The 24,472-nt window shown below is 50.3% G+C and carries 15 protein-coding genes; 8 read left to right on the top strand and 7 right to left on the bottom strand.

Annotation, left to right across the window (positions count from 1 at the left end; genetic code table 11):
• Nucleotides 1-66: 66 nt before the first annotated feature.
• The 3 genes from ACK5NH_RS04185 to ACK5NH_RS04175 all read left to right on the top strand — a co-directional run bounded on the left by ACK5NH_RS04185 (nt 67) and on the right by ACK5NH_RS04175 (nt 3,673).
• Nucleotides 67-1,758, top strand: coding sequence for a DUF342 domain-containing protein (locus tag ACK5NH_RS04185; protein ID WP_416917928.1), 1,692 nt, complete (start codon nt 67-69; stop codon nt 1,756-1,758).
• A gap of 224 nt (nt 1,759-1,982) precedes the next feature.
• Nucleotides 1,983-2,360, top strand: coding sequence for a DUF4144 domain-containing protein (locus ACK5NH_RS04180; protein ID WP_416917927.1), 378 nt, complete (start codon nt 1,983-1,985; stop codon nt 2,358-2,360).
• 188 nt (nt 2,361-2,548) lie between these two features.
• Nucleotides 2,549-3,673, top strand: a complete 1,125-nt coding sequence (locus ACK5NH_RS04175; RefSeq protein ID WP_416917926.1) for a site-2 protease family protein — start codon at nt 2,549-2,551, stop codon at nt 3,671-3,673.
• An 86-nt stretch (nt 3,674-3,759) separates the two neighbouring features.
• Here ACK5NH_RS04175 and ACK5NH_RS04170 read toward each other — a convergent pair whose 3' ends face one another.
• Genes ACK5NH_RS04170 through ACK5NH_RS04160 form a run of 3 tightly spaced genes read right to left on the bottom strand, consistent with a single transcriptional unit; the run spans nt 3,760 to nt 8,382 of the window.
• Nucleotides 3,760-5,193 (bottom strand): efflux transporter outer membrane subunit, encoded by a 1,434-nt coding sequence (locus ACK5NH_RS04170; protein WP_416917925.1) that lies wholly within the window; start codon nt 5,191-5,193, stop codon nt 3,760-3,762.
• Nucleotides 5,194-5,197: 4 nt separating this feature from the next.
• On the bottom strand, nt 5,198-7,168 hold the full coding sequence (locus tag ACK5NH_RS04165; RefSeq protein ID WP_416917924.1) for a MacB family efflux pump subunit: 1,971 nt from the start codon (nt 7,166-7,168) through the stop codon (nt 5,198-5,200).
• A gap of 2 nt (nt 7,169-7,170) precedes the next feature.
• Nucleotides 7,171-8,382 (bottom strand): efflux RND transporter periplasmic adaptor subunit, encoded by a 1,212-nt coding sequence (locus ACK5NH_RS04160; RefSeq protein WP_088210191.1) that lies wholly within the window; start codon nt 8,380-8,382, stop codon nt 7,171-7,173.
• Nucleotides 8,383-8,733: 351 nt separating this feature from the next.
• Between ACK5NH_RS04160 and ACK5NH_RS04155 the strand changes: the two genes are divergently transcribed.
• The 3 genes from ACK5NH_RS04155 (at nt 8,734) to ACK5NH_RS04145 (ending at nt 12,932) form a co-directional block, all read left to right on the top strand.
• Entirely contained in the window at nt 8,734-9,660 is a 927-nt protein-coding gene (locus ACK5NH_RS04155; RefSeq protein WP_416917923.1) for an alpha/beta hydrolase family esterase, read from the top strand.
• A gap of 192 nt (nt 9,661-9,852) precedes the next feature.
• On the top strand, nt 9,853-12,129 hold the full coding sequence (locus ACK5NH_RS04150; protein WP_416917922.1) for a TonB-dependent receptor: 2,277 nt from the start codon (nt 9,853-9,855) through the stop codon (nt 12,127-12,129).
• A gap of 131 nt (nt 12,130-12,260) precedes the next feature.
• Nucleotides 12,261-12,932, top strand: coding sequence for a response regulator transcription factor (locus tag ACK5NH_RS04145; protein ID WP_011718251.1), 672 nt, complete (start codon nt 12,261-12,263; stop codon nt 12,930-12,932).
• Between the two features lie 102 nt (nt 12,933-13,034).
• On the opposite strand, the gene ACK5NH_RS04140 is transcribed toward ACK5NH_RS04145, so the two are convergent.
• On the bottom strand, nt 13,035-16,541 hold the full coding sequence (locus ACK5NH_RS04140) for a PAS-domain containing protein (protein ID WP_416917921.1): 3,507 nt from the start codon (nt 16,539-16,541) through the stop codon (nt 13,035-13,037).
• A 157-nt stretch (nt 16,542-16,698) separates the two neighbouring features.
• Between ACK5NH_RS04140 and ACK5NH_RS04135 the strand changes: the two genes are divergently transcribed.
• Both ACK5NH_RS04135 and ACK5NH_RS04130 read left to right on the top strand, forming a co-directional pair.
• Nucleotides 16,699-17,874 carry an MFS transporter gene (locus ACK5NH_RS04135; RefSeq protein WP_416917920.1) on the top strand — a complete coding sequence of 392 codons (1,176 nt, stop codon included), beginning with the start codon at nt 16,699-16,701 and terminating at the stop codon, nt 17,872-17,874.
• Between the two features lie 2 nt (nt 17,875-17,876).
• Complete coding sequence (locus ACK5NH_RS04130; RefSeq protein ID WP_416917919.1) at nt 17,877-18,866, top strand: alpha/beta hydrolase; 990 nt, start codon at nt 17,877-17,879, stop codon at nt 18,864-18,866.
• A gap of 178 nt (nt 18,867-19,044) precedes the next feature.
• Here the strand turns inward: ACK5NH_RS04130 and ACK5NH_RS04125 are convergent, their stop codons facing one another.
• The 3 genes from ACK5NH_RS04125 to ACK5NH_RS04115 all read right to left on the bottom strand — a co-directional run bounded on the left by ACK5NH_RS04125 (nt 19,045) and on the right by ACK5NH_RS04115 (nt 24,377).
• Entirely contained in the window at nt 19,045-20,751 is a 1,707-nt protein-coding gene (locus ACK5NH_RS04125; RefSeq protein WP_416917918.1) for an amidase, read from the bottom strand.
• Between the two features lie 77 nt (nt 20,752-20,828).
• A complete protein-coding gene (aguA, locus tag ACK5NH_RS04120) occupies nt 20,829-21,941 on the bottom strand; it encodes an agmatine deiminase (protein WP_011624023.1) in 1,113 nt (370 codons plus the stop codon).
• 384 nt (nt 21,942-22,325) lie between these two features.
• Nucleotides 22,326-24,377 carry a PHB depolymerase family esterase gene (locus ACK5NH_RS04115; protein WP_416917917.1) on the bottom strand — a complete coding sequence of 684 codons (2,052 nt, stop codon included), beginning with the start codon at nt 24,375-24,377 and terminating at the stop codon, nt 22,326-22,328.
• Nucleotides 24,378-24,472: the final 95 nt, after the last annotated feature.

The following is a 24,472-nucleotide window of genomic DNA, read 5'->3' as shown; positions in this document are numbered from 1 at the left end:
AGTTTCTACTGTTATACTCAGGTTAGCTACTAAAACAAAAATAAAACAAATGGATAGGAATGCTCTATGTTGGCCCCTGAACTTCTTGAGCTAAGCAGCGATAAAACTAAGGCGGAATTACGACTAATTCCGAATGAACACGGTCCCATCACCCGTGATGATGTGATGCGTTTATTATCTGTGCCTGAGTTTGCCGCCCTATTTCCACTCGAGCCTGCGATAGATAAAGTGATCGCGCAAACCAATTCCCTATGCCATCAAGAGGATGGCAAATTCGAGCTATTTGCCGTACTGGCAGAGCGCCGCGATGGCAGCGTTAAAATCGAGATCAGCCAAGACAAAATGCAAGCCACTATGACCTTAACCGCCCCTTGGGGAGGTAAAGCCGTCGACTTGCCTGAAATTCTCACACAACTGAAAAAAGACAATGTGTGCATGGGTTTAAGCAAGCTTAAGATTCAAACTTTGCTGCAAAAAATGACCAAGTTAAAGCCGGGTGAAAGCTGCCAGAGTGAAATCGCCCAAGGTAAACCTGCGATAAATGGTCAAAATGCAGTCTTGGAACGCAAGGTCTCCTTAGCCCGTGAACGCCTATTGCAGCCGCAGGAACGTGAAGATGGCACTGTGGATATGCGCAACCTTGGCGCGATGATCATGGTCAAACCCAATGATCTGTTAATGATTAAGCATCCCGCAACCGAAGGGTCTCCCGGCTACAACATCAAGGGCGAAGTCCTAAAACAAAAACCGGGGAAAGATCTGGTATTGCAACCTGGTACTGGCACTGACTTCCACCCGAAAGACACCAACAAACTCATCGCCACAGTGGCTGGCCAACCGGTTGAAACCCGTACGGGCATGAATGTCGACGATGTGTTGCAGCTTAAAGATGTGGATATCAGTACCGGCCATATTAACTTTAAAGGCAGTATTTTAATCACAGGTGATGTGCACGAAGGCATGATGGTTAAAAGCTCTGGCGATATTACCGTGATGGGCTTTGTGGATTCGGCGACCCTAGAGGCCGATGGTGATATTACCGTGAGTAAAGGCGTTATTGGCCGGCAAGTCAGGGTGAATGAGTTCTCCACCAATATCACGGCTCAAGGGCAGATCAGCGCCCAATTCGTGCAATATTCCCAATTAACAGCCAAGGGTAATATACTGATCACTAAGCAACTACTCCACAGCAATACCAAAACCGCAGGCACGCTCACAGTGAGCGATACTAGCGGTCGCCGTGGTGACTTAGTCGGTGGCGTGGTACATGCAGAAAAAGGCCTCACCGCCGTGGTGATTGGCGCCACCGCAGGCACCAAAACCGAAGTGTTCTGTGCTATGGAGCAGGGCGAACTCAAACAAAACCTTAAGCAGCTTGAAGAGAGCGTCCATGCGATGGTGGTGGCTACACTCGACATTGAAGCTCGCCTGAAAAAGCTTCCGCCTAAATCCGAATGGCAAAATGATCCTATTATGATCGAACAGATCAAGATGATGCTCGATGAGAAGAATCGGATCTTAGCTGAACGTTCCCGCGAAGAGTTAGAGTTCGATGGATTAAAGCTGGAAGTCGAAAGCTACTATGACAAGTACCGTATTGATGTGATTAAGCATGTGTTCCTCAATGCCGAATTCCATATTGGTCAAGCCAATCACAGAACCACCCGCGAACACGGCACTTGCTCGATAACCAATCTTAATCAAGAGATTCATTTCGATTACAACGCTAAACCTAAGGCGCAAGCGGCAAGCCATTAACTCGGGTTTGCCAACACCCGCTAGGGTTCATCATTCTGGAATGAACCCTTAGCTTGTTCCCTCGCCCACCATTTCAGTCCGCTTAGGCAAGACTTACAGAGAAAATCCCCCAACGCCTTTCATCTTCGCCTGCGTCGGTGGCATACTGACCTCAATATAGCTCTTTAGCGAAAGCTTTTTTGGTTAAATGGCTCAGCAAATAAAAATCGCCCACGGGATAGCCCATGACTCAAGTGAAAATGGCAGACATTGAATGGCCTGCGGTAGTCAAACTCACTCAAAATGACGAACTACTTTACCTTGCCCATCAGCGGGATTGGTTAGAGCTTGCCTGCCTATATCAGCACCAATTTATCGATACGGATCTGTTACTCGACAGTCTCGGTAATCAATATCTGATCCGCGCCACCCCAAGTACCATTCACGAAGATCCTGTTGGTGAGCTGCCTAAGCTCCTCAAACAAGAGCAAAAATTGCCCCTTACCGACTTTATCAAATGGGTACAAAAGCACGCCAATGCCATAGGTCAGTGCTGCGTTGCCAAGTTAGCCTTTACCACCTTGGCCCAAGGGATGGAAATTGTCCGCAGCTTAGATGACTAACACTGCTCAAAGAAATCACTCGAGATAACAATAAAAACCAAGATGATCCTAAAAGCTAATACCATCGGCCCCATTTCACAGGCATAATTTGTCACACACGGCTCAGGCCGTTGTGCCCAAAGCGATTGATATCATATGCCAAATTATCGCTGGGCATCATTCGGATACACATACAAACGGACCCTAAATTGGAACTACTTAAGATTGACTGCTTAGGCAAATCGCTGCGTTTGGAAGGCTCACTCGCAGGTTGGCAACAACTCTTTTGGGACAATACCTTAGTCTCGCAAAAAGCCGCATCGGTAGAAAATGGCGGCCTCAAAGTCCATGAATTTGAACTCACCCAACACCAGAGCCAATTAGTCAGCGAGACTGGCGAAACACAACTGATTGAAAACAAAATTCTTATACGCCTCGAGACCGATGTGGTTTGGCAGCCATTTAAGTTTGATTATCGCCTGCTCGTGGATGAGGAAGTGATTGCCCAAGGCACCCGCACCGAGAAAGATATCGAGCGCCAAACCCCAGAAGTCCCAGTGACTAACACACAAAAAATCAGTTTTGTCGGCCTAGCATCCCTCGGCTTTAAGCTGCTAAAAAGTGCCAAAGTGATTAAAGTGGTACTCGCGGGGGCAAGTGTGGCGGCCTATTCTTGGCTGTTTTCCTTCCAATTTGCCTTGGCGCTTATCGCCTGTTTGGTATTCCACGAATACGGCCATATCCGCGCGATGAAGTATTTTGGGATGAAGACCAAAGGGATTTACCTGATCCCCTTTATGGGCGGACTCGCCCTCAGCGATGAAAAGATTAACACCCGCTGGCAGGATGTGGTCATCTCGATTATGGGGCCGACCTTCGGCCTGTTGATGTCGGTGGGTTCGCTTATCGCTTACCACATGACGGACAATGTCTTCTTTGCAGGGCTTGCGGCCTTTAACGCGCTACTTAACCTGTTTAATTTATTGCCGATTTTACCCCTCGATGGCGGCCATATTTTAAAGAGCATTAGCTTCTCGATGAACAGCATCATGGGCTTAATCGCCTGCGTGATTGGCGCCGCCTTTGGGGTCTATATCAGCTATACCTTGGGCCTCGCCCTGCTCGGTTTCCTATTGCTTATCGGTAGTTTAGAGATAGTGTTCGAGTGGCGTACCCGCCATCAAAGCCACCTGTTACCGCTGGACAGATATGGGCAGATTTTCTCGACCATTTGGTATCTGGTCACCGTTGCGGCCCTAGTCGGCATCATCTGGCACTTAGCGGGCACGGGCGATGATATGTTAAGCCTGCCACTGCATATTCTGCGCAGCTAATCACGACACGCATTAATATAAAAGCGAGATAATAAAAAAACCGCGATAGCCTAAGGCATCGCGGTTTTTATTTATCAATTATTCAATTAGTTATCTTCTAACAGCGGCGCGATGTCGCTCCCGCCGAGGGCTTGGTAGAGCGTCGCTTGAGCCGTTAATTGGTTATAGCGATTCTCCAGCAATGCGGCCTCGGCGCTGCGGCGATTCTCCTGCGCATCGATCCAATTTTGAATGCCGATAGCGCCATGGCGATATTGGCTCTCATAAATGGCTTCGGTCTGGGCAGCAGCGCTAAATTGCTGCTCAAGCTTCTCACCTTGGTAAGCGTATTGCTGCTTGGCCGAGATGGCGTTATCTACATCCTCGAAGGCGCTGTAAAGGGTTTTACGATAGCTCACAATGGCCGATTGATAGTCGATATCGGCAATATCATTGTTGATTTGCATTTGATTCCATTGCAAAAAGGGCAGCACTAAACCCGCACCTAAACTCCCCACGGGATTACGCAATAACTCTTTTAGCTCTGAGGTCGACTCCCCTAAGCTGCCAGTCAGACTCAAGCTTGGGAAGTAACTGGCATAGGTCGCATCCTTACTGGCCAGCGCCGAGCGTAATTGATACAGGGCCGCCTTCACATCGGGGCGACGGCCGACCAAGTCAGCGGGAATGCCGACGCCAATCTCAGGCACAGTGCTATCCGGCAATTGCTTGATCTCAACCGCCACTTGCCCCGGGGCGCGATTGAGTAAGATCGCCAGAGCATTTTTGGCTTCAACCAACTGTTGCAACAATTGACTGTGGGAGGCCTCTTGCCCCGCTAAACTGCGTTGGGATTCGAGCACATTCAGCTCTGTCACGGCGCCCGAGGCATATTGGCGCTGGGTTAACGCCAGCGTTTGCCGACTGTGTTCAATACTCTTATTGCTCAGTTCAATCCGTTGATGCAGATAACCAATCTGCCAATAGAGCGACGCCGTCGTCGCGACGAGACTCTGCGCCGTGCTCTCCCGATCTTCTAGGCTTGCCAGCGCAGTCCACTGGGCTTGATCGATATTGGCCGACACTTTGCCCCAGAGATCCACCTCATAGCTTACCAACAGATTCGCCTGAAATGCCCTGCTCGAACTACCGCCCTCCAGTGGTTTATTCACTGAGGCCGTATTATTGGAGCTGAGCTGTGGATATAAATCATCCCGCGCCCCCCCCGCCTGTAAACGCGCCTTTTGCAAGGTTAAAGTGGCGAGCGTCAGGTCATTATTGCTGCTGAGCACTTGGCTAATCAGCTGATTTAATTCGGGTTGATTAAACTTCTGCCACCAAGGGTCTAGGCTGACTTGACCATTTACTTGGGTGTGCTGCCACTGCTCAGGTACCTGTAAAGCAGGTGGCTCAAAGTCGGAGCGCATCAGCGCGCCACAACCCGAGAGCAGCGCGATGCTGATGGCAATCACGCTGACCTTAAGCGTTGAACCGACACGGCGGCTTAATTCATTTTGATGCGTTAAAACTCGATTATTCATTCAGTTACTCTCTAGCTAGGGCATCAACAGGGTCTAAACGCGCCGCGTTACGAGCGGGCAGGAAGCCAAACAACACCCCGATTAAGGTAGAGCAGGCGAAGGCGGCAACAATAGAAGTCGTCGAATAAATCATCTGGAAACTGCCTCCCGCTTGGGCAAATACCACACCAATCAAATAGGCCAAGGCCACCCCAAGCGCGCCGCCGCACAGACAAACCAACACGGCCTCAATTAAAAACTGCCGCAGAATATCGCTCTGGCGAGCTCCCACCGCCATGCGAACGCCGATCTCGCGGGTACGTTCGGTCACCGACACCAACATGATATTCATCACCCCAATGCCGCCCACCACGAGGGAAATCACCGCAATCGCCGAGATTAATAGCGTCATGGTCGCGGTGGTTTTCTCGATATTCTGGCGAATGGTGTCCGTGTTAATGGTGAAGAAATCCTGCGTGCCGTGGCGCATCTTCAGCAGGCTAATAATGCCCTGCTCCGCCGCATTGCTCGGCACCGACTCATCGAGCCGCACGGTAATCCCATCTAAGTATTTTTTGCCCACCATACGGCCAGAGACCGTAGTGTAAGGCACCCACACATTAAGGGCATCGCTGTTACCAAAGGCGCTTTCCTTAGGCTGAGTGACGCCGATGATTCGCACTGGTAAATCCCCGAGGAAGATCACTTCTCCAATGGCAGAGTTCATAGCGCCGCTACTGTTAGGGAACAGCTGTTTGCGGGTGTTTTCGTCGATCACCGCATTTTGGGCTAACGCATTAACACTGTCATCGTCCCAAAACTGTCCTTGGGCAAGCTCATAGCCTCGAACCCGGAAGAACTCGGGCCCCACGCCATTCACTGTTGCTGTGACCGCCTTATTGCCATAACGCACAGTCGCACTCGAGCCAATGCTCGGGGTGACACTATCGACATAGGGTAAATTTTTCAGTGCATTCGCATCGCTTGCGGTCAAAGTTCGCACCCTTGCCGAGCGCCTATCACCAAAATCTGAGCCAGGGCGAATATCTATGGTATTGGTGCCCATTGAACTAATGCTCTTTAAGATCTCCCGCTGCGAGCCTTCCCCCAGCGCCACCACAGACACCACGGAGGCGATACCGATAATAATCCCGAGCATAGTTAAAAAGGTGCGTAATCTATGGGTCGACATCGCTAGCAGCGCCATTTTCAGGGCTTCGGCATATCTATCCCAAGCCGCCACACGGGCGCGCGCCTTAGTCTTGGCGGGGATCACTTCGGCCTTAGGCGCAGCCGCAATATTTGAGGCGGGATTAGGCTCATCGCTGATAATCACCCCGTCCTTAATCTCGATAATACGGTCGGCATGCTGGGCCACGTGCATATCGTGGGTCACGATGATGATGGTCTGGCCTTCACGGTGCAGTTCCTGCAACAGCCGCATCATTTCTTCGCCGCTGTGGCTATCTAAGGCGCCCGTCGGTTCATCGGCGAGGATCACATCGCCGCCATTCATCAACGCCCGCGCCACACTCACCCTTTGCTGCTGGCCACCGCTGAGCTGATTCGGCTTATGGTCGAGGCGCTCACCTAAACCCAAGCGCGATAACAAGCTTTCCGCACGCTCCCGACGCTCTAAGCGATCTTTACCCGCATACACGGCGGGTACTTCGACGTTACCCACGGCATTAAGATCGCCAAGCAAATGATATCGCTGGAAAATAAAGCCAAAATGCTCGCGCCTCAGCTTGGCCAGTTCATCCACATCCATCTGCGAGGTATCTTGGCCATCGATAAAGTACGAGCCCTTTGAGGGTTTATCTAAACAGCCCAAGATATTCATCAGGGTCGACTTACCCGACCCCGAGGCGCCGACAATCGCGACCATCTCACCACGGGCGATGGAAAGATTAATATCTTTGAGTACAGTCAGTTGTTGCTCACCCGCCTGAAAACTGCGGTAGCAAGCTGAGACTTCCAGTAATGGCTTACTCACGCTTAAAACCTCATTGGTGGGCCACGGAACTTCATGGTCGAACCGTCGGCGGGCATTCCGAGCACCACTTGGTCGCCTTCGTTCAGGCCAGACAGGATTTCGGCATTGATTTTGTTATTAATCCCAACGGTCACATCCACATATTGCACTTGGTTATTCACCAACACAGGCACTTGATACTGTGGCCCACGGGATTTGCGATCGCTTGCCGATGCCGCTTTATCCCGAGGCTTGGCTCGCAGCACCTGCGATGGCACTAACAGCGCATCATCGGCCTTAGCAAGCACAATCGAGATCTGCGCCGTCATGCCAATGCGTAGGGTACGGTCGGGGTTTTCGACATCGAATAAGCCGTGGTAGTAGATGGCGTCCGAATCGCTGGAACTCATATTGCTATCGTCACCATCCATGGAGGTGGGACCGGGTTCAATTGCCCTTAAGGTGCCGCGGTACGGATGGTTGGGACGACCGAGAATCGTAAAGTACACCGCCTGCCCCGGATGCACATTGACGATATCGGCCTCGGAGATCTGCGCCTTAACCGTCATGGTATCGAGCTGCGCCATCTCGACTATGGTTGGCGTGGTTTGATTGGCGTTTACGGTTTGGCCTACTTCGACCGCAGAGTAAACGACCGTGCCATCCATAGGCGCGGTGATCTTGGTATAACCTAAATCGATTCTTGCGCTATCGACATTGATCTCAGCCTGTTGTTTTTGCGCCTGTAACTGCTCAAGCTCGGCCTGATAAACCGTCAAAGTGGCTTCGGCGGCTTCAAAGTCTGCGCGGGAGCTAGCCTTATCGGCGAGCATTTCCTGCTGACGGGTATATTCGAGTTTTGCCTGACGTATTTGTGCCTGCTTAGCGCGGTATTGAGCATTGATGCTTTTAAGGGAGGCCAGCGCATTTTGCAGGTTGTTTTGCTGGGCAAGGCTGTCGATTTGCGCGATAAGGTCGCCCTTCTTCACCTCTTGGCCAAGATCCACAGGCAAACTCTGAATTTGCCCCGAGACCTGCGCACCCACACTCACCAACTTAGAGGCCTGCAACATGCCATTGGCGAGCACCGAGTTTTCAATGTCGCCGCGCCTAACGGGTTCAGTCACATAACTTGGAGCCGCCTCGGGTTTATGCAACAGAAAATAAGCGCCGCCCCCGAGGAGGACTAAACCACTTAAGATCAATATCAGTTTACGCTTTGAGGATTTTTTCATCTGAATCTAGGTGTCCATCAATGCCAATGGGCGCAAGCTTGCATCTTGCGGGAGGAAAAATATTGCAATCAGTATATAGAGTTAGCTCAACGCAGTAGACGAAGGAAATGTCGATATCAGGTAAAGATTTGCAAATATCTGTGTAGAAGTTTGAAACAGAGATCACGGCCGTAACAATTCCCGCAAACGAGTCCTGATTCGTTTGCGATGGGTTATTGCCTCAACCTTATTGGCATTCGCCACAACGCGCCAACCAGCACAGGGCATCATCAGGCTCTGGAACTAAAGTGCCATTGTCAGGCGCCGCAAAATTCAGCAAGTTCTCACTATCATGAACTTGGAAGCACTCCTATGCGCAAATTGACACTCATTGCCACTTGCCTCAGCGCACTGTTATTCACCCCCGCCTATGCCCAGAGTGAGTATCAGGCATTTAGCGAATTTGGCGCCAATCCCGGTGAGTTAACCGCCTCCTATTTATCGCCCGAAGGCCCAGGCCAAGATGCGCTCGTAGTGCTGCTACACGGCTGTGTGCAGGATGGCGTGGAACTGGCCAACAATAGCGGTTTAACCGCCCTTGCCAAAGAGAAAAAGTTTAGCTTACTGGTGCCACAACAGAGTTTTGAGAACAATGTAAAGCGTTGTTATAACTGGTTTTCAGCGCAGGATACACAGGTGGATAGCGGCGAGATGCTATCGCTGAAAAACATGATAGCCAAAGCCCAATCCCAATCCGGGGCGAAGCGCGTCTATGTAATTGGCCTGTCCGCCGGTGGCGCCATGGCCAGCGCCGCACTGGTGAATTATCCCGATTTATTCACTGCGGGCGCGGTGATCGCAGGCCTGCCTTACCCCTGCGCGGATAACCTGACCAAAGCCATTTCCTGCATGAAAAAGGGCCCCGCCGAATCCATTGAAGAACTGGTGAGTTTTGCCAAGCAGGTGCATCCGAACCAACAGCACTGGCCAGCCTTAACCGTATGGACCGGGCAAAACGATGTGGTGGTGAATCCTGAAAATGCCAAACAACTCTCGGCCCAGTGGGTCGCACTAACCCAAGCGAATAAAACACCAAGAGTCGAACAATATGCCGACTATAGTGTTAGCACTTGGTCCGATACGAGTGGCAATAACCTTATTTCGTTAGTCGAAATAAATAATATGGGCCATGGCATTGCCGTTAATCCGGATATTAAACACGGCGGCAACACGGGAGACTTTTTACTAAAAGCACCTATCAGCAGCATGCCAGAAATAATCAATCTTTGGGGAATATAGGGTTTAATAATAAATAAACCTTGAGTATCGATATTCAACGTATCGGTATAAAAATAAAAACAATGAGTTAAAAACACATACTACTATAGTACCGATTTAAATTTTAAATAATTACTATAGAGTCAATGTGAATCAGAAAAATAGTAGTAAGTACCAACCTTTAAAAAATAAATACTACAACGGGAAATCTGTATGAAACAGAATACTATCAAAATGAGTTGCATTGCTTTAGCTATCTCATCTGCATTGGCAGCACAATATGCTGTTGCTGAGGATGAAAATAGCACCGGGGAGAAGCAAGCCACCTTAGAACGCATTGAAGTCACCGCCCGTAAGTCCATTGAGAGCCTGCAAAACGTACCAGTTGCAGTGACCTCGGTCAGTGCTGACGATTTGGCGGAAAATGGCATCAGTGTCATGACTGAAATCCAGCAATTTTCACCCAACACCACGCTGCAATCCAGTCGCGGCACAAACTCTACCCTCACGGCCTTTATTCGCGGTGTCGGCCAGGAAGATCCGCTCTGGGGCTATGAGCCCGGCGTCGGTATCTATATTGATGATGTGTATATCGCCCGTCCTCAGGGTGCGGTGCTCGATATCCTCGATGTGCAACGTATCGAAGTACTGCGTGGTCCACAGGGCACCCTCTATGGTAAAAATACCATCGGCGGCGCGGTCAAATACGTGACCAAGAAGATGAGCGGTGATGCTGAGTTAAACCTCAATGCAACCATCGGCAGCTACAACCAGCAAGACTACAAGATAGCAGGTCAATTACCTTTAATTGATAACAAGCTGTATATTGGTGGCGCCTTCGCAAGCTTAAATCGCGATGGTTATGGTGACTTCATTACCTCAGCATTACCAGATCAAGATACTGAAAACTATAACAAAGATGTTATGGCTGGTCGTGTGAGCTTAGAATATACGCCAACCGACATCCTGTTTATGCGCCTCAACTACGACAAGACCACAGATGAGTCGAATTCAAAGGGGGGCTACCGTATGCTCCCCAGTGTCCTGACCGATGCCCCAGTACCAGACAGCAAATACGACTCTTACACCAGTATGCCAACCTGGAACAAAGTAGAAACCGAAGGTTGGGGGCTGACCATTGAATACGGCTTGAACGATGACTGGACACTGAAATCCGTGACTTCATCCCGCGAGAGCTATTCGCCCACCAACATCGACTTTGACAACACCAGCCTGCGTATATTGGACGTTCCAGCCATCTACGATGACGAGCAATTCAGCCAAGAATTCCAAGCTAACTACGACGGCGAAAATTTGAAACTCGTATCAGGCCTTTATTACTTTAAAGGCGATTCCTGCGGGATGTTCGATTCCATCCTGTATGAGTTTTACAAAGCTTACGGTGGTCTCACTCGTGAAGTTCGTGGTTGCAACAACAGTGAAAGCTATGCCGCCTACGCTCAAGGCACTTACGACATCACAGATAAATTGTCGATGACCGCCGGTTTGCGTTATACCCGCGAAACGAAGGATGCAACTGTCTATAACGGCATCATGTTTACTACGATTTACCCCGAAACAGGCTGGGTCCCAGGATATGTTCGCGATGAAGATGCCATCAACGCCAGTATTCCTAAGGTGTTAGATGATGAAGAAACCTGGTCGAAACTCAATCCACGCTTAGGTTTAGAGTACCAACTCACCGACGATATGATGCTCTTTACCAGCTATTCACAGGGCTTCAAATCGGGCACCTTTAACCCAAGGGCAACGGGACCTGAACCCGCAGTAGACCCAGAAGTCGTTGATTCCTATGAGCTGGGTATGAAGAGTGAATGGTTTGACAGGCTGCGAGTTAACGCAACCGCCTTCTATTTAGACCATAAAGACAGACAGTTCGTGACCGTATTACCCGGTGAAAACGCGTCCGATCTTAACCAACGTCTAGGCAACATTGGTAAATCGACGGCCACGGGTCTAGAACTCGAAGTAGAATACGCTGCGACTGAGTCATTGAACCTGTTCGCGACTCTGGGCTTAATCGATGCCAGCTTCGAGGAAGTGATCTCCTACGATAGCGATGGAAACCGCATCGATATCAGCGACACTTACACTATCACCAACACCCCAGATACCACGGCAAACGTTGGATTTAGCTACAATATCGACACGGATATCGGCAGCTTTGTAGCCAACGGTAACTACTACTATCGCAGCGACTACGACTTAGCCGTAGTAAATAACCTGTTGAGCCAAGACGGTTATGGCCTGCTAAACCTCGGCTTGAACTGGTACAGCAACAACGGTCACTGGCAAGCGGGTCTGCATTGGAAAAACGTCACTAACGAAGAATATCTGGTCGGTAACTACGCCTTCGTCACCCCAGATGGTAATGGCGGATATATTCCAGGTTTAGGCGGTGACAATACATTAATTGGTTATTATGGCGATCCAGAGACTATCTCTCTCACTGTTGGCTATAATTTCTAGAATATAATGTTATTGACGCATAATAATAACCGACTCCCATGAGTCGGTTATTAATTTAACGGCTTTAAATATTATCTAGCATTAATTTCCAATAGGATTAAACTGGGTTTAAAAAATAAAGGGAACGGATTATGTCTCAGATAAAAGTCGCCATTGCAGATGATCATCCATTATTTCGTACAGCCTTAACACAAGCTGTTCTCAAGAATGTGAATACAGCGGAAGTATTGGAAGCGGAAAACTTTCAAGAATTAATTACGCTAGTTGAAAATAATCCTGATATTGAACTGATCTTTCTCGATTTACATATGCCCGGCAATGAGGGCTTTACCGGCTTAACCCTACTACAGAATCATTTTCCCGATATCGCGGTGATCATGGTGTCCTCCGATGATCAGCCCGAGATTATCCGTAAGGCCATTAACTTTGGCGCCAGTGCGTTTATCCCCAAATCCGCCAGCTTAACCCAGATCTCCACCGCAATAGCCACTGTACTCGAAGGGGAAGTCTGGCTACCGGAACACACGGATATCAATGTCGATCAGCAAACCGCTGCCGAGCATCAACGTTTAGCGAAGCAACTGGCGCAATTAACCCCACAGCAGTACACAGTGCTGGCCAGCATTGCCAATGGACGCTTAAATAAACAGATCGCCTATGATCTTGATATTAAAGAGACCACGGTTAAAAAACACGTGTCGGCAATACTGGTTAAACTCGAAGTCTACAACCGCACTCAGGCGGGATTAGTCTTCCAACAGTTGATGATAACCAGCAACGATAAACCGCCGATCAGCGCCTAACTAAACTCTGCCCGCGGAATCCAAACCTCAAGAAAAACAGTGGCACTGAGCCACTGTTTTTTTTATCCGTATTTATTAAGCCAGAAGCACGATAGTGCAGAGTTAAGACAATTGCTTAATCAATCGTTTTAAGGCGGTGGCTTTAACGGGTTTACGCACAAAACTGAACTGTGCGCTGCTGGTATGTTGCCGCACGGATTCAGACGGATCTGCCGAACAGATGATGCAGGTCGGATGCAGCCCACTAAACACCGGGTTGGTGAGTAGGTTTTGCACTAGATCGACACCGTTTTGGTCATCATCCAAGTGGTAATCGGCAATGATAAGCTTAGGTAGAACGGGCTGCGCCAGTTGCTGCTCGGCACTGGTTTTATCCCGCGCAGTGAGTACATGGCAGCCCCAGCCTAACAACAATGAGGAGATGGCTTTTAGCATCAACTCATCGTTATCTATGACTAACACACTGATATTAAAGCTATCGCTAACAGACTCTTCTTCGCTGCGAAGTTTAACGACATTTGTAGGCTTTTCTATGGCAGAGAGGCGCGGCACTTCAACACTAAAGCAAGTGCCTTTGCCCACCTCAGAGTGCAAAGCAATCTTAAGCCCGAGTAACTTAGCGATGCGATCACAAATGGCCAGTCCCAGTCCAAGCCCGGGGATCTCCCGCGTTTGCTCTAGACGCTCAAACTCCCCAAAAATTGCCTGTTGCTTATCTTTAGGTATGCCGGGGCCATTGTCCCACACTTGGATAAGCAGGCTGTGTTCGAGCCGCCTTACGCCGAGTAGCACCTTAGGCACAAAGGTAGATTCAGATGGCTTAGGCAGGGCAGCGCCGACATTCACTGCAAGCGGCGTTTGCCGATTCAACGCCCCAGCCGGAGAATAGTGGAACGCATTGGAGAGGAAGTTTTGAATAATTCGTCGCAGCAAACGTTGGTCGCTTTGCACTAAACAGGAGGAAAACTGATAGGAAAAATCAATCCCCTGCTTGGCGGATAACGCTTTAAATTCATTGACTAAGGTCGAGAGTAAATCATCGAGCGCAAACTGGCTCTGCTCGGTTTTAAGACTGCCGCTATCGAGGCGGGAGATTTCTACGAGATCTGATAATAGGCTCTCCACCACATTCAGTGAGGCTTCGATATGGTTGGCTAAATCCTGAAGCTCGGTGGAAGTGACCCGCTGTTTAAGCATTTCCGTAAACAGGGTGAGCGCATTAAAGGGTTGCATTAAATCGTGGCTCGCCGCTGCTAAAAAGCGCGTCTTACTGCTATTGGCCGCCTCGGCCTCGGCCTTGGCTTTGGCGAGCTCTCGGGTACGGCTTTCGACCCGTTTCTCAAGAGTTTCATTGGCCAGTTGCAGAGCTTTTTCGGCCTGAATATGGTCGGTAATATCGGTAAAGGTACTGACAAAGCCGCCTCCCGGCATGGCTTGACCACGGATCTCCAGTACCTTGCCATCGAGCATAGTGCGCTGGAAATGGTGCGGGCTGCCGCTACGCATATGGGCGAGGCGTTTTTCCACCAGCTCGTGGGCTTCATCGCCCACAATAATGCCGCGCTCGATATTAAACCTCAGTAGCTTCTCTATCGGTATACCGGCTTTGACGTAATCCTTTGGATAATCAAGTAATTCAATATAGCGTTTGTTCCATGCAACTAGGCGCATATCGGCATCGACCACGCTGATGCCCTGCTCGATGTTTTCTACCCCAGATTGCAGCAGCTCGCGGTTAAACTCGAAGATCTGGTTAGCCTCGTCGACTATGCTGACCACATCCTCCAGCGGCACTTGCTGGGAGCGTGAGGCGGCATTCATCACCATCCGCGTCGAGGCAGACCCAAGCACCCCCGACAACTTAAGGCGGGTGTAATCCACCAGCTCCTCACGCCGTGTGGCTAATTGCAATTCAGACCCAAGCACTTTCGCTCGAGCCAGCAGCGCATCGGCTTCTTCCTTATTAATAAAGCGGTGTAACAGGCTCGCTAGATCCTCAACCGAGAGATGCCTTTCCAGCGCCACCTGTTTGCGGTTAACAAACACATCGGCTTGAAGGACTTCCCCCACACTCTGCTCTTTCATCAACGAAATCAGCACAAAACAGCCCACATTCGCGAGCAGACTATACAGCAGGCCGTGGCTGATATTATCCAGCCCCGTCAGGCCAAACAGCGCGGTTGGGGTTAACCATGGGATATTCAACAACCCTTGGGTGACCCAAAGCGCATCGGGGAAGGTCGCGGGCAACAGCAAGGTATAGAGCCACACTAGGCTGCCCATCAGCATGCCCCAAAAGGCACCTTGAGTCGTGGCGCGGCGCCAATAGAGTGCGCCCACGGCAGCGGGAAAAAACTGCGATAACAGCACAAAGGACAACAAGCCAATGCTAGCCAAGTGATTCTGTTGATCGATATAACGCTCGAATGCAAAGGCCGATAGCAGAATCGCCGCTATCGATATCCGCCGTAAATTGAGCAATATCCCCGAGAGCTGTGGCGTCTGCTGCGAGCTAAATTTCGGCAATCTCAGCAGCAGCGGCGTTAAAATCTCGGTCGAAATCATGGTACTGAGTACAATCGCAGCCACAATCACCATAGCCGTTGCCGCCGCAAGACCACCAATATAAACCAAGATCCCAAGCCAAGCCTGCTGATAAAACAGCGGTAAGGTCAGCACATAGGTATCGGCATCGACGCTGCCGCCGGGGAAGCTTATCTGCCCCGCAAGGGCAATCGGCAATACAAAGGCATTAATCAGCAACAGATAGAGGGGCACCATCCAACGGGCGGCCTTTAGCTCTTTGGCATGATGATTTTCAATCATCATCATGTGGAATTCCTGCGGCAACGCATAAATGGTAATGGCACCAAGTAGAATTTGTGACAGCACAAAATAGACCGAATTGCCCTCAGAACTGGATGGCAAATGCTGACCTCGAGCGAGTAAATCACCAAAACCATCAAACACATAGAAAGTCGCAAACAGCCCGACTGTGGTGAGTGCAAAGAGTTTTACAATAGAGCTAAAGGCAATGGCCAGTACCACCCCTTGATTATGTTTACTGGCCGAAAGTTGCCGCGTACCGAATAAGATACTAAAGATAATCAATACGATAGTCACAATAAACGCTGTGCTAATCCCCGATTGGAAGGTACCGGTTAAGAGGTCGAAGCTAGTGCTTATCGCCCTCAGTTGCAGCGCGATATAGGGAATAGTGCCAAAGAGGGACACCATGGCAACACTCGCGGCGATTTTGGGCGAGCGGTCGAAGCGGCAGGCAATAAAGTCGGCGATGGAGGTCAGGTTTTGGCTTTTGATAATCTGTAGTGTGCGCATCAACATAGGCCATGCCAGCACCAAGCAGATTATCGAACCTATGTAGATGGGTGCTAACCAAGCTCCTGTCGTTACCGCCTGCCCCACAGTGCCGTAAAACGCCCAAGAAGTACAACATACCCCCAAGGACAAGCTATACACCCACGGCCGTTTACGCCATTGATCTATCGCCTGATTTTGCCCCCACTGGGCAACAATAAATAACACCGCCAAATAGGCAATCGATATAACGCTGATCCACCAAGTATCAACAGACAACCACGCGAGCAAGATATTCCCCAATCAACCTGTGTACACCCTGCAAAACTACACTAGATAAACAAATTGTTAAACACTTGATAACACACCAGTGCACTAAGGTAGTACTTATTTATCCCCCCCCATCGGCTAACCTACGCCCAATATTAACTCGAGGTATTAAACAACTATGCCGATAAAAATCACCCATAAATATCTTGTAGAAGGCTTGGTTTTTACCAGTTACGTCTTATTTGCTATGGCATGGGTTGGCGGCACCGCGAGTATGAATAACATCATGGCCTCGATGCGTATTGAGAGCTATGCCTCCGCCAGTTTATTGAGCGGCGCAGTCACCTTAGCCAAAATTGTCGGCACCTTTGCAGCGGCCTATCTCACCCTAAAATTGGGGGTAAAGTATGCGTTTTTAGTCGCGGCGCTATTGATAGTGGCAGGCATAATGACGCCCTACGCCCCGAACTATGAGTTACTGCTAGTGAGCCGCTTTTTAATGGGACTGGGCGGCGCCTTTATGATCGTCTATTTCAATCCGATTGTGATGCATTGGTTCGCCCCCGAAGAGCGCCCAGTGATCAATGGGTTAAATGCGGTGGCCTTTAATGTGGGGACGGCTATCGTGCTTTGGGGCATGCCGAGCATCAATGCCATTAGCGGCGGCTGGCAACAAAGCCTGTTGGTGTTTTCCTTGGCAAGTCTGGTACTGGCACTGCTGTGGTTACTGGTGACATTTGAGCAAACACCAAGCCACCAAGCCAAGGCGCAGGTGGATGACACCAACCAATATACCTATCTCGATGGTTTAAAAGACGGCTTTAACTGGGCCTATGCCCTCACCTACTCGGGATTATTATCCTTTTATATTTGCCTGTTCACCTTTTATCCACTGGCGGGCATCAGCCAGAGTAAGTGGGTGATTGGCTTTGGCATTATCGGCACCATAGCGGGCATACTCTACAGTCGTAAACAGCCCCTGCGCCTACCGATTATTCGCCTCAGTGGCCTGCTGATTTTCTTAACGGTATTAGGGCTCTCCTTCGGCTCGGCGCCTTGGCTGCAAACCCTATGCGCCATAGTATTGGGCTTTTGCATCTTTTTGCCCGTGACGGCTTTGGTCTCGATTCCCCACGAATTGCCTAAGATGACGGGGCAAAAAATCACGGTAATTTTTAGCCTGTTTTGGTCTATCAGCTATTTAATTTCGACCTTAGTGCTTTGGCTCTTTGGCAAGCTCGTGGATATCAATAATGGCAGTTACTTCGCCTCGTTTGTGCTGATCACTCTGTTAAGCGCCACAGTGTTTGTTGGCAGCTATTTTCTCCCCGAAACCGGACAAGCTAAGGAGTAAGCATGCAAGTTTCCCCACGCGGTACCGCTTCAGCAAAGCTGAGGGATTTTCTTGAGTTAGCGAACCAGAATATCGCCCTCGCGAAACAGCAAAATATTCAATACAACCCACAGTTGCTGCGGGAAAACTTAAACAAACTCGCAGCCCTGATGAGCACCAAACCTGAGGTGAACTATATCGCCGATAAGGCATGGCAAGTTAAGGATCCGCAGCATGGCGACAGGGAAATTGGCTGCCGTGTATATAGCCCAGCGCCGAGCAAAGCTCTGCCCGTAGTATTACATTTTCACGGCGGCGGCCATATGTGCGGCAGTGTTGAGCTGTACGACCCTATCTGTCGTCACCTTGCCAGCATAGCTCAATGTGTGGTGATCAGTGTCGAGTATCGCCTCGCGCCCGAACATCCCTATCCGGCGGGACTTGAAGACTGCGAATACGCCCTGCGCCACTATCAAAGTGTGCTGACTGAGGTGCAATATCAACAAGGTGTTAGCATCATGGGCGACAGTGCCGGTGGCGCGCTATGCACTAGCCTCAGCCAACGTAGCCTCAGCGACAACACGCTTAACATCGCCAAGCAGATCTTGGTGTATCCCAGCGTGGATTACACTATGGCGAGCGCTTCCTATCAGAGTAATGGCACAGGCTTTTTACTTGAAACCCCAAGGGTGCAATGGTACTTCGAGCAGTATTTTCAAAAGGTGGCTAAGGATGTCGAGCGAGTCAAACGAGCCTCCCCCTTACATGGAGAGTTCAATGCCAAGCTGCCTAGCACCTTGATATTTACCGCGGGCTGCGACCCTCTACGGGATGAAGGTATTGCCTATGCCAACGCCTTAATCGCCGCGGGCGTGCAGGTGCAGCACCATCAATTTGAAGATATGATCCACGCCTATATGCTGCTACATGATTTGGTCTTGGAAGAATGCCTTGCCACCTACCGCATGATTGCCGCGTTTTTAGCAGAACCCATAACCGCTACCACTCGCTAGCTCGCCCATTCAGACTCTCCCTCAAAGCACCTACACCCAAGATATGCTTGTAGGTGCTTATTTTTTAAGTAGGAATTTGCCAGAAAAACTATTTAAAATCATGAATGAACGCAACAAAAAACGGGATGGGTATTGTTACCCATCCCGTCTTGTATTTCTCAGTATTGCGGCTTAAAGCTTATTGACTCAGCGGCGGTGTACGCGGCGGAACCATACGCTTATTGCCCGTCGACTCAAACGCGCCCGCAAACTTCAGCAGATTGTTATCGTCATAGGCACGGCCCGCGAAGGTTAATCCTATTGGCATGCCAATATCGGCCATCACGCCCATAGGCACAGTCACAGTCGGCACGCCTAAATGGCGAATCGCAAGGTTTCCGTTAGCCACCCAAACCCCGTTGCTCCAAGCGATATCGGCGGAAGCCGGATTCACATGCGCATCGGCAGGTCCGACATCGGCCACGGTCGGGAACAGCACGGCATCAAGCTTAAGTCCGTCCATCCAGTCTTCGAGATCCAGCTTACGGGTCTTCTCTAAACCACGCAGACCATCGGGAATACTATCGATCTGGTCATAGGATTTCAGGCCGCGTTTGGCCATGTTGACATACTCTTCCATGCCAGCCGCCAAATCACCCTCACGGTTTGGTAAGGTGCCAAGATCATGGGGGAATATCAAATGTCCCACCACATCTTCAAGCTTGTTGAGTTTAGGGTCGTTGTTCGCCCGCAGGAATTCATCGAACGCCCAACCTGAAAGTTCCCATAATTCATCATGGAGGAATTGGGGCGTGACTATGCCACGGTTAAACACGGTCGGCGCGCCGGGACGGTCGCCTTCGCAATTTGACACCAGCGGAAAATCGACTTCAATCACTTCCGCACCAGCGGCTTCTAGGGCTTTACGCGCCGCTTCCCACAAATCGATAACTGATTGGCGAGTATGGATACGTTGTCCCGTTGGCCCACCGATACCTGGGTTTTCGCTGGTACCTGCGAGTTCATCTTTGTTGATGTACATGCGCGGTACGCCAAAACGCTTACCCTTAAGGGTGTCGGCGCTAGCGGCTAGTGCCAGATAGGATTCTGGACGAACGCTAGAAGCTTTAGGGATTTGAACCCAAGGTTGCAGACGCCAGAGGTCGCCACGGGTGATAGGGTCATCGGCCACAATCACATCGAGCACTTCGAACATATCCGCCATAGTGCGGGTATAAGGCACGACCACGTCCATGGTTGGGGTTAATGGCCAATTACCGCGCACCGAAATCACGCCGCGAGACGGCGTATAGGCACACAAACCGTTGTTGGACGCAGGGCCACGACCACTCGACCATGTCTCTTCGGCAAGACCGAACGCCGAGTAGCTTGCCGCCGTTCCTGTGCCCGCACCGTTGGAAGAACCCGAAGCAAAGGGCGCAGTCAGATAGTTCGCATTGTAGGGGCTTTCGGCGCGGCCATAGTGACCACGCTGCATGCCGCCATTCGCCATGGGTGGCATATTGGTTTTGCCTAAGCAAATAGCACCCGCGGCGCGTAGTCGCTCGACGGCGAAGGCATCGTACTGGGCCACTAAATCTTTAAATGCTGGGCTGCCAGACGCCGCCGTCAGTCCCTTCACTAAATAGCTGTCCTTAGCGGTGTAAGGAATACCATCGAGCGGGCTTAAGGTTTCGCCACGGGCACGGCGTGCATCGGAAGCCTCGGCTTCTTTGAGCGCATCGTGATTGTGCACCACTAACGCATTCAACTTAGTCTCAGTGGCAGGGCCATCGTAAGCCGCCACTCGAGCCAAATAGGATTTCACCAACTCAACCGCAGTCGTGCGGCCAGATTCGAGTGCTTCACGCAGCTCGGCAATGGAAACTTCAGTCACTTCAAACATCTTACGCCCTCCCGCAGAAAACCAATTGTGGTGCAATAACAGTGACATCAAGCGTCATACTGTTCTCCTTGGTGTACTTACTTTCCAGAAGGGATCTGCTGGGTAATACAGTGGATATTGCCGCCACCTAATAAAATCTCCCGCGCGGGCACACCCACAATCTTGTGCTCAGGGAAAATGTCCTGCAGTTTTTGCGCAGCGATATCGTCGGTTGCAGGGTCAAGCAGTGGGAATACGATACGGTCGTTGGTGATTAAAAAGTTCACATAAGAGCCCGCTAAGCGCTCGCCCGCAGTGCGCGGTACGCCAGTGCCTTCTGTTACGCCTTTTGATTCTTCTTCGGTGCAATACAGCGGACCCGGTTGTGGCAGCAGGTGAATTTTTAACTTGCGGCCTTGGGCGTCAACGGTGTTTTGCAACACATCCAGCGCAGCCTTCGAGCGTGGGTATTGTGGATCGGTTTCATCGTCAGTCCAGTGTAGGATCACTTCACCTGGACGCGCAAAACAGCACATGTTGTCGATATGACCGTCGGTTTCGTCCATATAAACGCCCTCTTCCAACCAGATAAACTGCTTAACATTCAAATAGTCACGCAGTAAGGCTTCGATCTGCTCTTTCGTCAGGTCTGGGTTACGGTTGGCGTTCAGTAAACATTCGGCCGTGGTCATACAGGTGCCTTCACCATCGACATGGATGGAGCCACCTTCGAGGATCAACGGTGCACTATAACGGGCAAAACCATGTTGCTTGAGCATTTGTGCGGCAACTTGTTCGTCCTTATCCCATGGGAAATACAGACCACCGTTGTGACCACCCCAAGCATTAAAGCCCCAATCCACGCCACGGCATTCGCCCTCGGCATTAACCACCACAGTAGGTCCAGTGTCGCGAGCCCAGCAGTCGTTGCTGTCGATTTCGACCAGAGTCACATGGGAAGGCATCACTTTTTGAGCTTCAGCTAAAAAGGCCTGAGGTACACCCATATAAACGGGAGTTGCACCACCAATGGCATCGGCCACCTTAGCAAAGGTCGCTTGAGCATAAGCACCTGCAGAACGCCAGTTATCAGGACGATATGGCCAAATCATCCATACGGCTTGCTGCGCCGCCCATTCGGCGGGCATATAAAAACCATCTTGTGATGGCTTAGTCGTTAACTGCGTGGCATCCACATTCGCGTTTGTCATGAGTTTTGTCTCCAGTAATGCTCACATCTATAAGGGTGTACGCCCCATTTAGGACGACAGAATAGAAATACACCTAACATAATCAAATCAATAAATCGAATAACCGCATTCATCACGCGGCGCATTAGGTCAAAATTGCCACGTCTTCACTAGGTGAGTTTTCACCTCATAAAAATTCTGGCGCCTATCTTATCATTTAAGACGGCTTTCGCTGAATAGTGCTATGCAGGGCATTGGTGAGAATTTACAGGATAATGCGCTATTTGCTGTCAGTAGCCGCCCCCGCCATCCACCCAAGCCAATGCAAAAAGGCGAACCATAAGGTTCGCCTTTGTTATCAAGCTTACATAACCCAGTCAGGGCCTCCCCCTAATCAACCTTCACTTAGTTAGGACAGCTACCAACCACATAGTAATTGGCAGCAGTATTTGCCAAAGTACTGCTATAGAAGGTGTTATAAAGCCCCATTAATTGACCCGACCCCTTAGCGTAGGCATAACCGCCACTGCTGGTCGCGCGGCCCGCCGTAACATGGGCATAGTTTGTCGCCGTGACTTGGGTACATTGATAGGTATCACCATTGGGTGTGGTATCACAGGCATTGCCGATACCATCACCATCGTTGTCCGCCTGATCCGCATTAGCGACATTGGGGCAGTTATCTATGCTGTCACTCATGCCATCGTTGTCGCTATCTGTAGGCTCAGTGCTACCACCTGTGCTACCAGTACATGCCTGCTGAGGCCCCGCGCAGCTAGTATTGCCATCGGCAACCCACTGACATTGCGAGCTGCCCACCGCATATTCACGCATGGTAAATTGCCCTGTGCCGAAGGCGAGATAACAGGCGGAATAGCCTACACCCCAAGTAATATGACCAAGATTAATATGGGTGTTGTAATCCCCCGTCACGCCCGCATCGATAGTAAAGTTAATGCTGTCTTGGCTAGAGAGTTGCGTGCTATCCATCGCAATCACGGTCGCAAGATTCGCACCACCCGGTAAATTACAGCCTTGAGCGCTATATTGAGTGCCATTAATGCTCGCGCTGACTTGCTGACCAGAACTAAAACTAACGGTCACCGAGGCTAAATTTTGGTTTGCATCGATAACCGAGCCCGTCACCGATGCGCATTGTCCTGAAACACTCACCTGAATATTACTCAGTACTGGCGCAGCATTCGCAGGCTCAGGCCCAACACGTACGGTTAACTCCACTGGCGCGCTAAGCGCAGACACATCATCGCTTGCTTGTACCACCAGCTTGTATAGGCCATCACTCAAGCTCTGGCTAGATAGCTGGAAACTGCCGTCGCTACCAAGGCTTGTGGTACTCACATTGCCGATCAGGCTTTGGCCCGCACCGTCGAGCAAATAAATGCCCATAGTTACCTGCGCGACATACCCATCGCTATCATTAGCCATGCCAGAAACAGTCAGCACGCCCGCGTTATCGGCACCAGTGACATTGGTAAGGGTAGGCAAGGCATTACGGTTTACCCTTTGGTTATTCTCGGCAAAAAATTTCCCTAAATAGGTGGCAAAGTTAATGCTGTCGTCGGCCACATAATCCCCCGATGCGCCCGCCCCACCTGACCATGAATGGTCTAAGCCATCGAACCACAACATTGCCACCCGTTTGTTGCTCCACAGGGTTTCCGATGCCGTATGTCCAGCGCCCTCAGATAACGCATTGGTTCCGCTTAACTTAGTCACGCCATAAACCGTGGCAAAACCATCGGCATTCTGCAGGTTATAGCAAGTGTTGACCGTAGTGTCGGCTTTGCCATGAGCAATCACGGCTAACTGAGTCCCCAAATAGCTCTTGTAGCTACCCGCGTAGGATTCACAGCGTGATTTAAAGGTGGATGTGGATACGGTTTCACAGGTAGAGATCGCCCCATTCGAACTCGTCCCTATGCTTGGCCCCGCGCTCGAGGCCACCCCTGCAAACACATCGGGTGCCACGCAGGCAGTTTGCATTGCCATCGCCGCGCCCGAAGAGAGCCCAGCAATATACACCTGAGTCGGGTCGATATGACGGTTTGCATCACCCGACAGGGCACTCGCCAAATTAATCAGATTTTTATAATCCCCCGATGTTCGATTAATGCTGCCCTGCCAATAGGACCAACAGCTGTAGCCCGCCTTATTCATCGCATCGGGTACGGCAATCACCATACCGTGGGCTTCGGCGGCTTGCTCAAGATTGGCCGTGAGATAGTTGTTGATGGGTTGCACGCAGCCATGCAGCACTAACATCAATGCCTTACCGTCGCCCACCTTAGCGTCAGAATCTGGAGTATAGATATGTACTTTGTTAAAACCACCAATGGCCACATTCTGTTGCCAACTTCCGGCGTACGTCAGAGATGAAAAAAGCCCAATTACAAGGAGTAGAAATTGGGCGACGAGACACGATTTATTCCATTTCATTGTTATCACCTTTAAGGTTATTTTTGTTTGAAAATAGACATCAAACTAAACCTAGGTGAATCGTCTTAAAACGGATATGGGTCTTTAGAAGTAGA

Origin of the sequence: Shewanella sp. (assembly GCF_047975355.1) — a bacterium.
In the GTDB taxonomy this organism is placed as follows: Bacteria; Pseudomonadota; Gammaproteobacteria; order Enterobacterales; family Shewanellaceae; genus Shewanella.
This window is presented reverse-complemented; position numbering and strand designations above follow the sequence as displayed.

Excerpts from the sequence above, each read along its gene's own strand:
- aguA (WP_011624023.1), bottom strand. The coding sequence starts at position 21,941 with ATGACAAACGCGAATGTGGATGCCACGCAGTTAACGACTAAGCCATCA.
- ACK5NH_RS04145 (WP_011718251.1), top strand. The coding sequence starts at position 12,261 with ATGTCTCAGATAAAAGTCGCCATTGCAGATGATCATCCATTATTTCGT.
- ACK5NH_RS04130 (WP_416917919.1), top strand. The coding sequence starts at position 17,877 with ATGCAAGTTTCCCCACGCGGTACCGCTTCAGCAAAGCTGAGGGATTTT.
- ACK5NH_RS04155 (WP_416917923.1), top strand. The coding sequence starts at position 8,734 with ATGCGCAAATTGACACTCATTGCCACTTGCCTCAGCGCACTGTTATTC.
- ACK5NH_RS04180 (WP_416917927.1), top strand. The coding sequence starts at position 1,983 with ATGACTCAAGTGAAAATGGCAGACATTGAATGGCCTGCGGTAGTCAAA.
- ACK5NH_RS04185 (WP_416917928.1), top strand. The coding sequence starts at position 67 with ATGTTGGCCCCTGAACTTCTTGAGCTAAGCAGCGATAAAACTAAGGCG.
- ACK5NH_RS04125 (WP_416917918.1), bottom strand. The coding sequence starts at position 20,751 with ATGTTTGAAGTGACTGAAGTTTCCATTGCCGAGCTGCGTGAAGCACTC.
- ACK5NH_RS04115 (WP_416917917.1), bottom strand. The coding sequence starts at position 24,377 with ATGAAATGGAATAAATCGTGTCTCGTCGCCCAATTTCTACTCCTTGTA.
- ACK5NH_RS04150 (WP_416917922.1), top strand. The coding sequence starts at position 9,853 with ATGAAACAGAATACTATCAAAATGAGTTGCATTGCTTTAGCTATCTCA.
- ACK5NH_RS04135 (WP_416917920.1), top strand. The coding sequence starts at position 16,699 with ATGCCGATAAAAATCACCCATAAATATCTTGTAGAAGGCTTGGTTTTT.
- ACK5NH_RS04160 (WP_088210191.1), bottom strand. The coding sequence starts at position 8,382 with ATGAAAAAATCCTCAAAGCGTAAACTGATATTGATCTTAAGTGGTTTA.
- ACK5NH_RS04170 (WP_416917925.1), bottom strand. The coding sequence starts at position 5,193 with ATGAATAATCGAGTTTTAACGCATCAAAATGAATTAAGCCGCCGTGTC.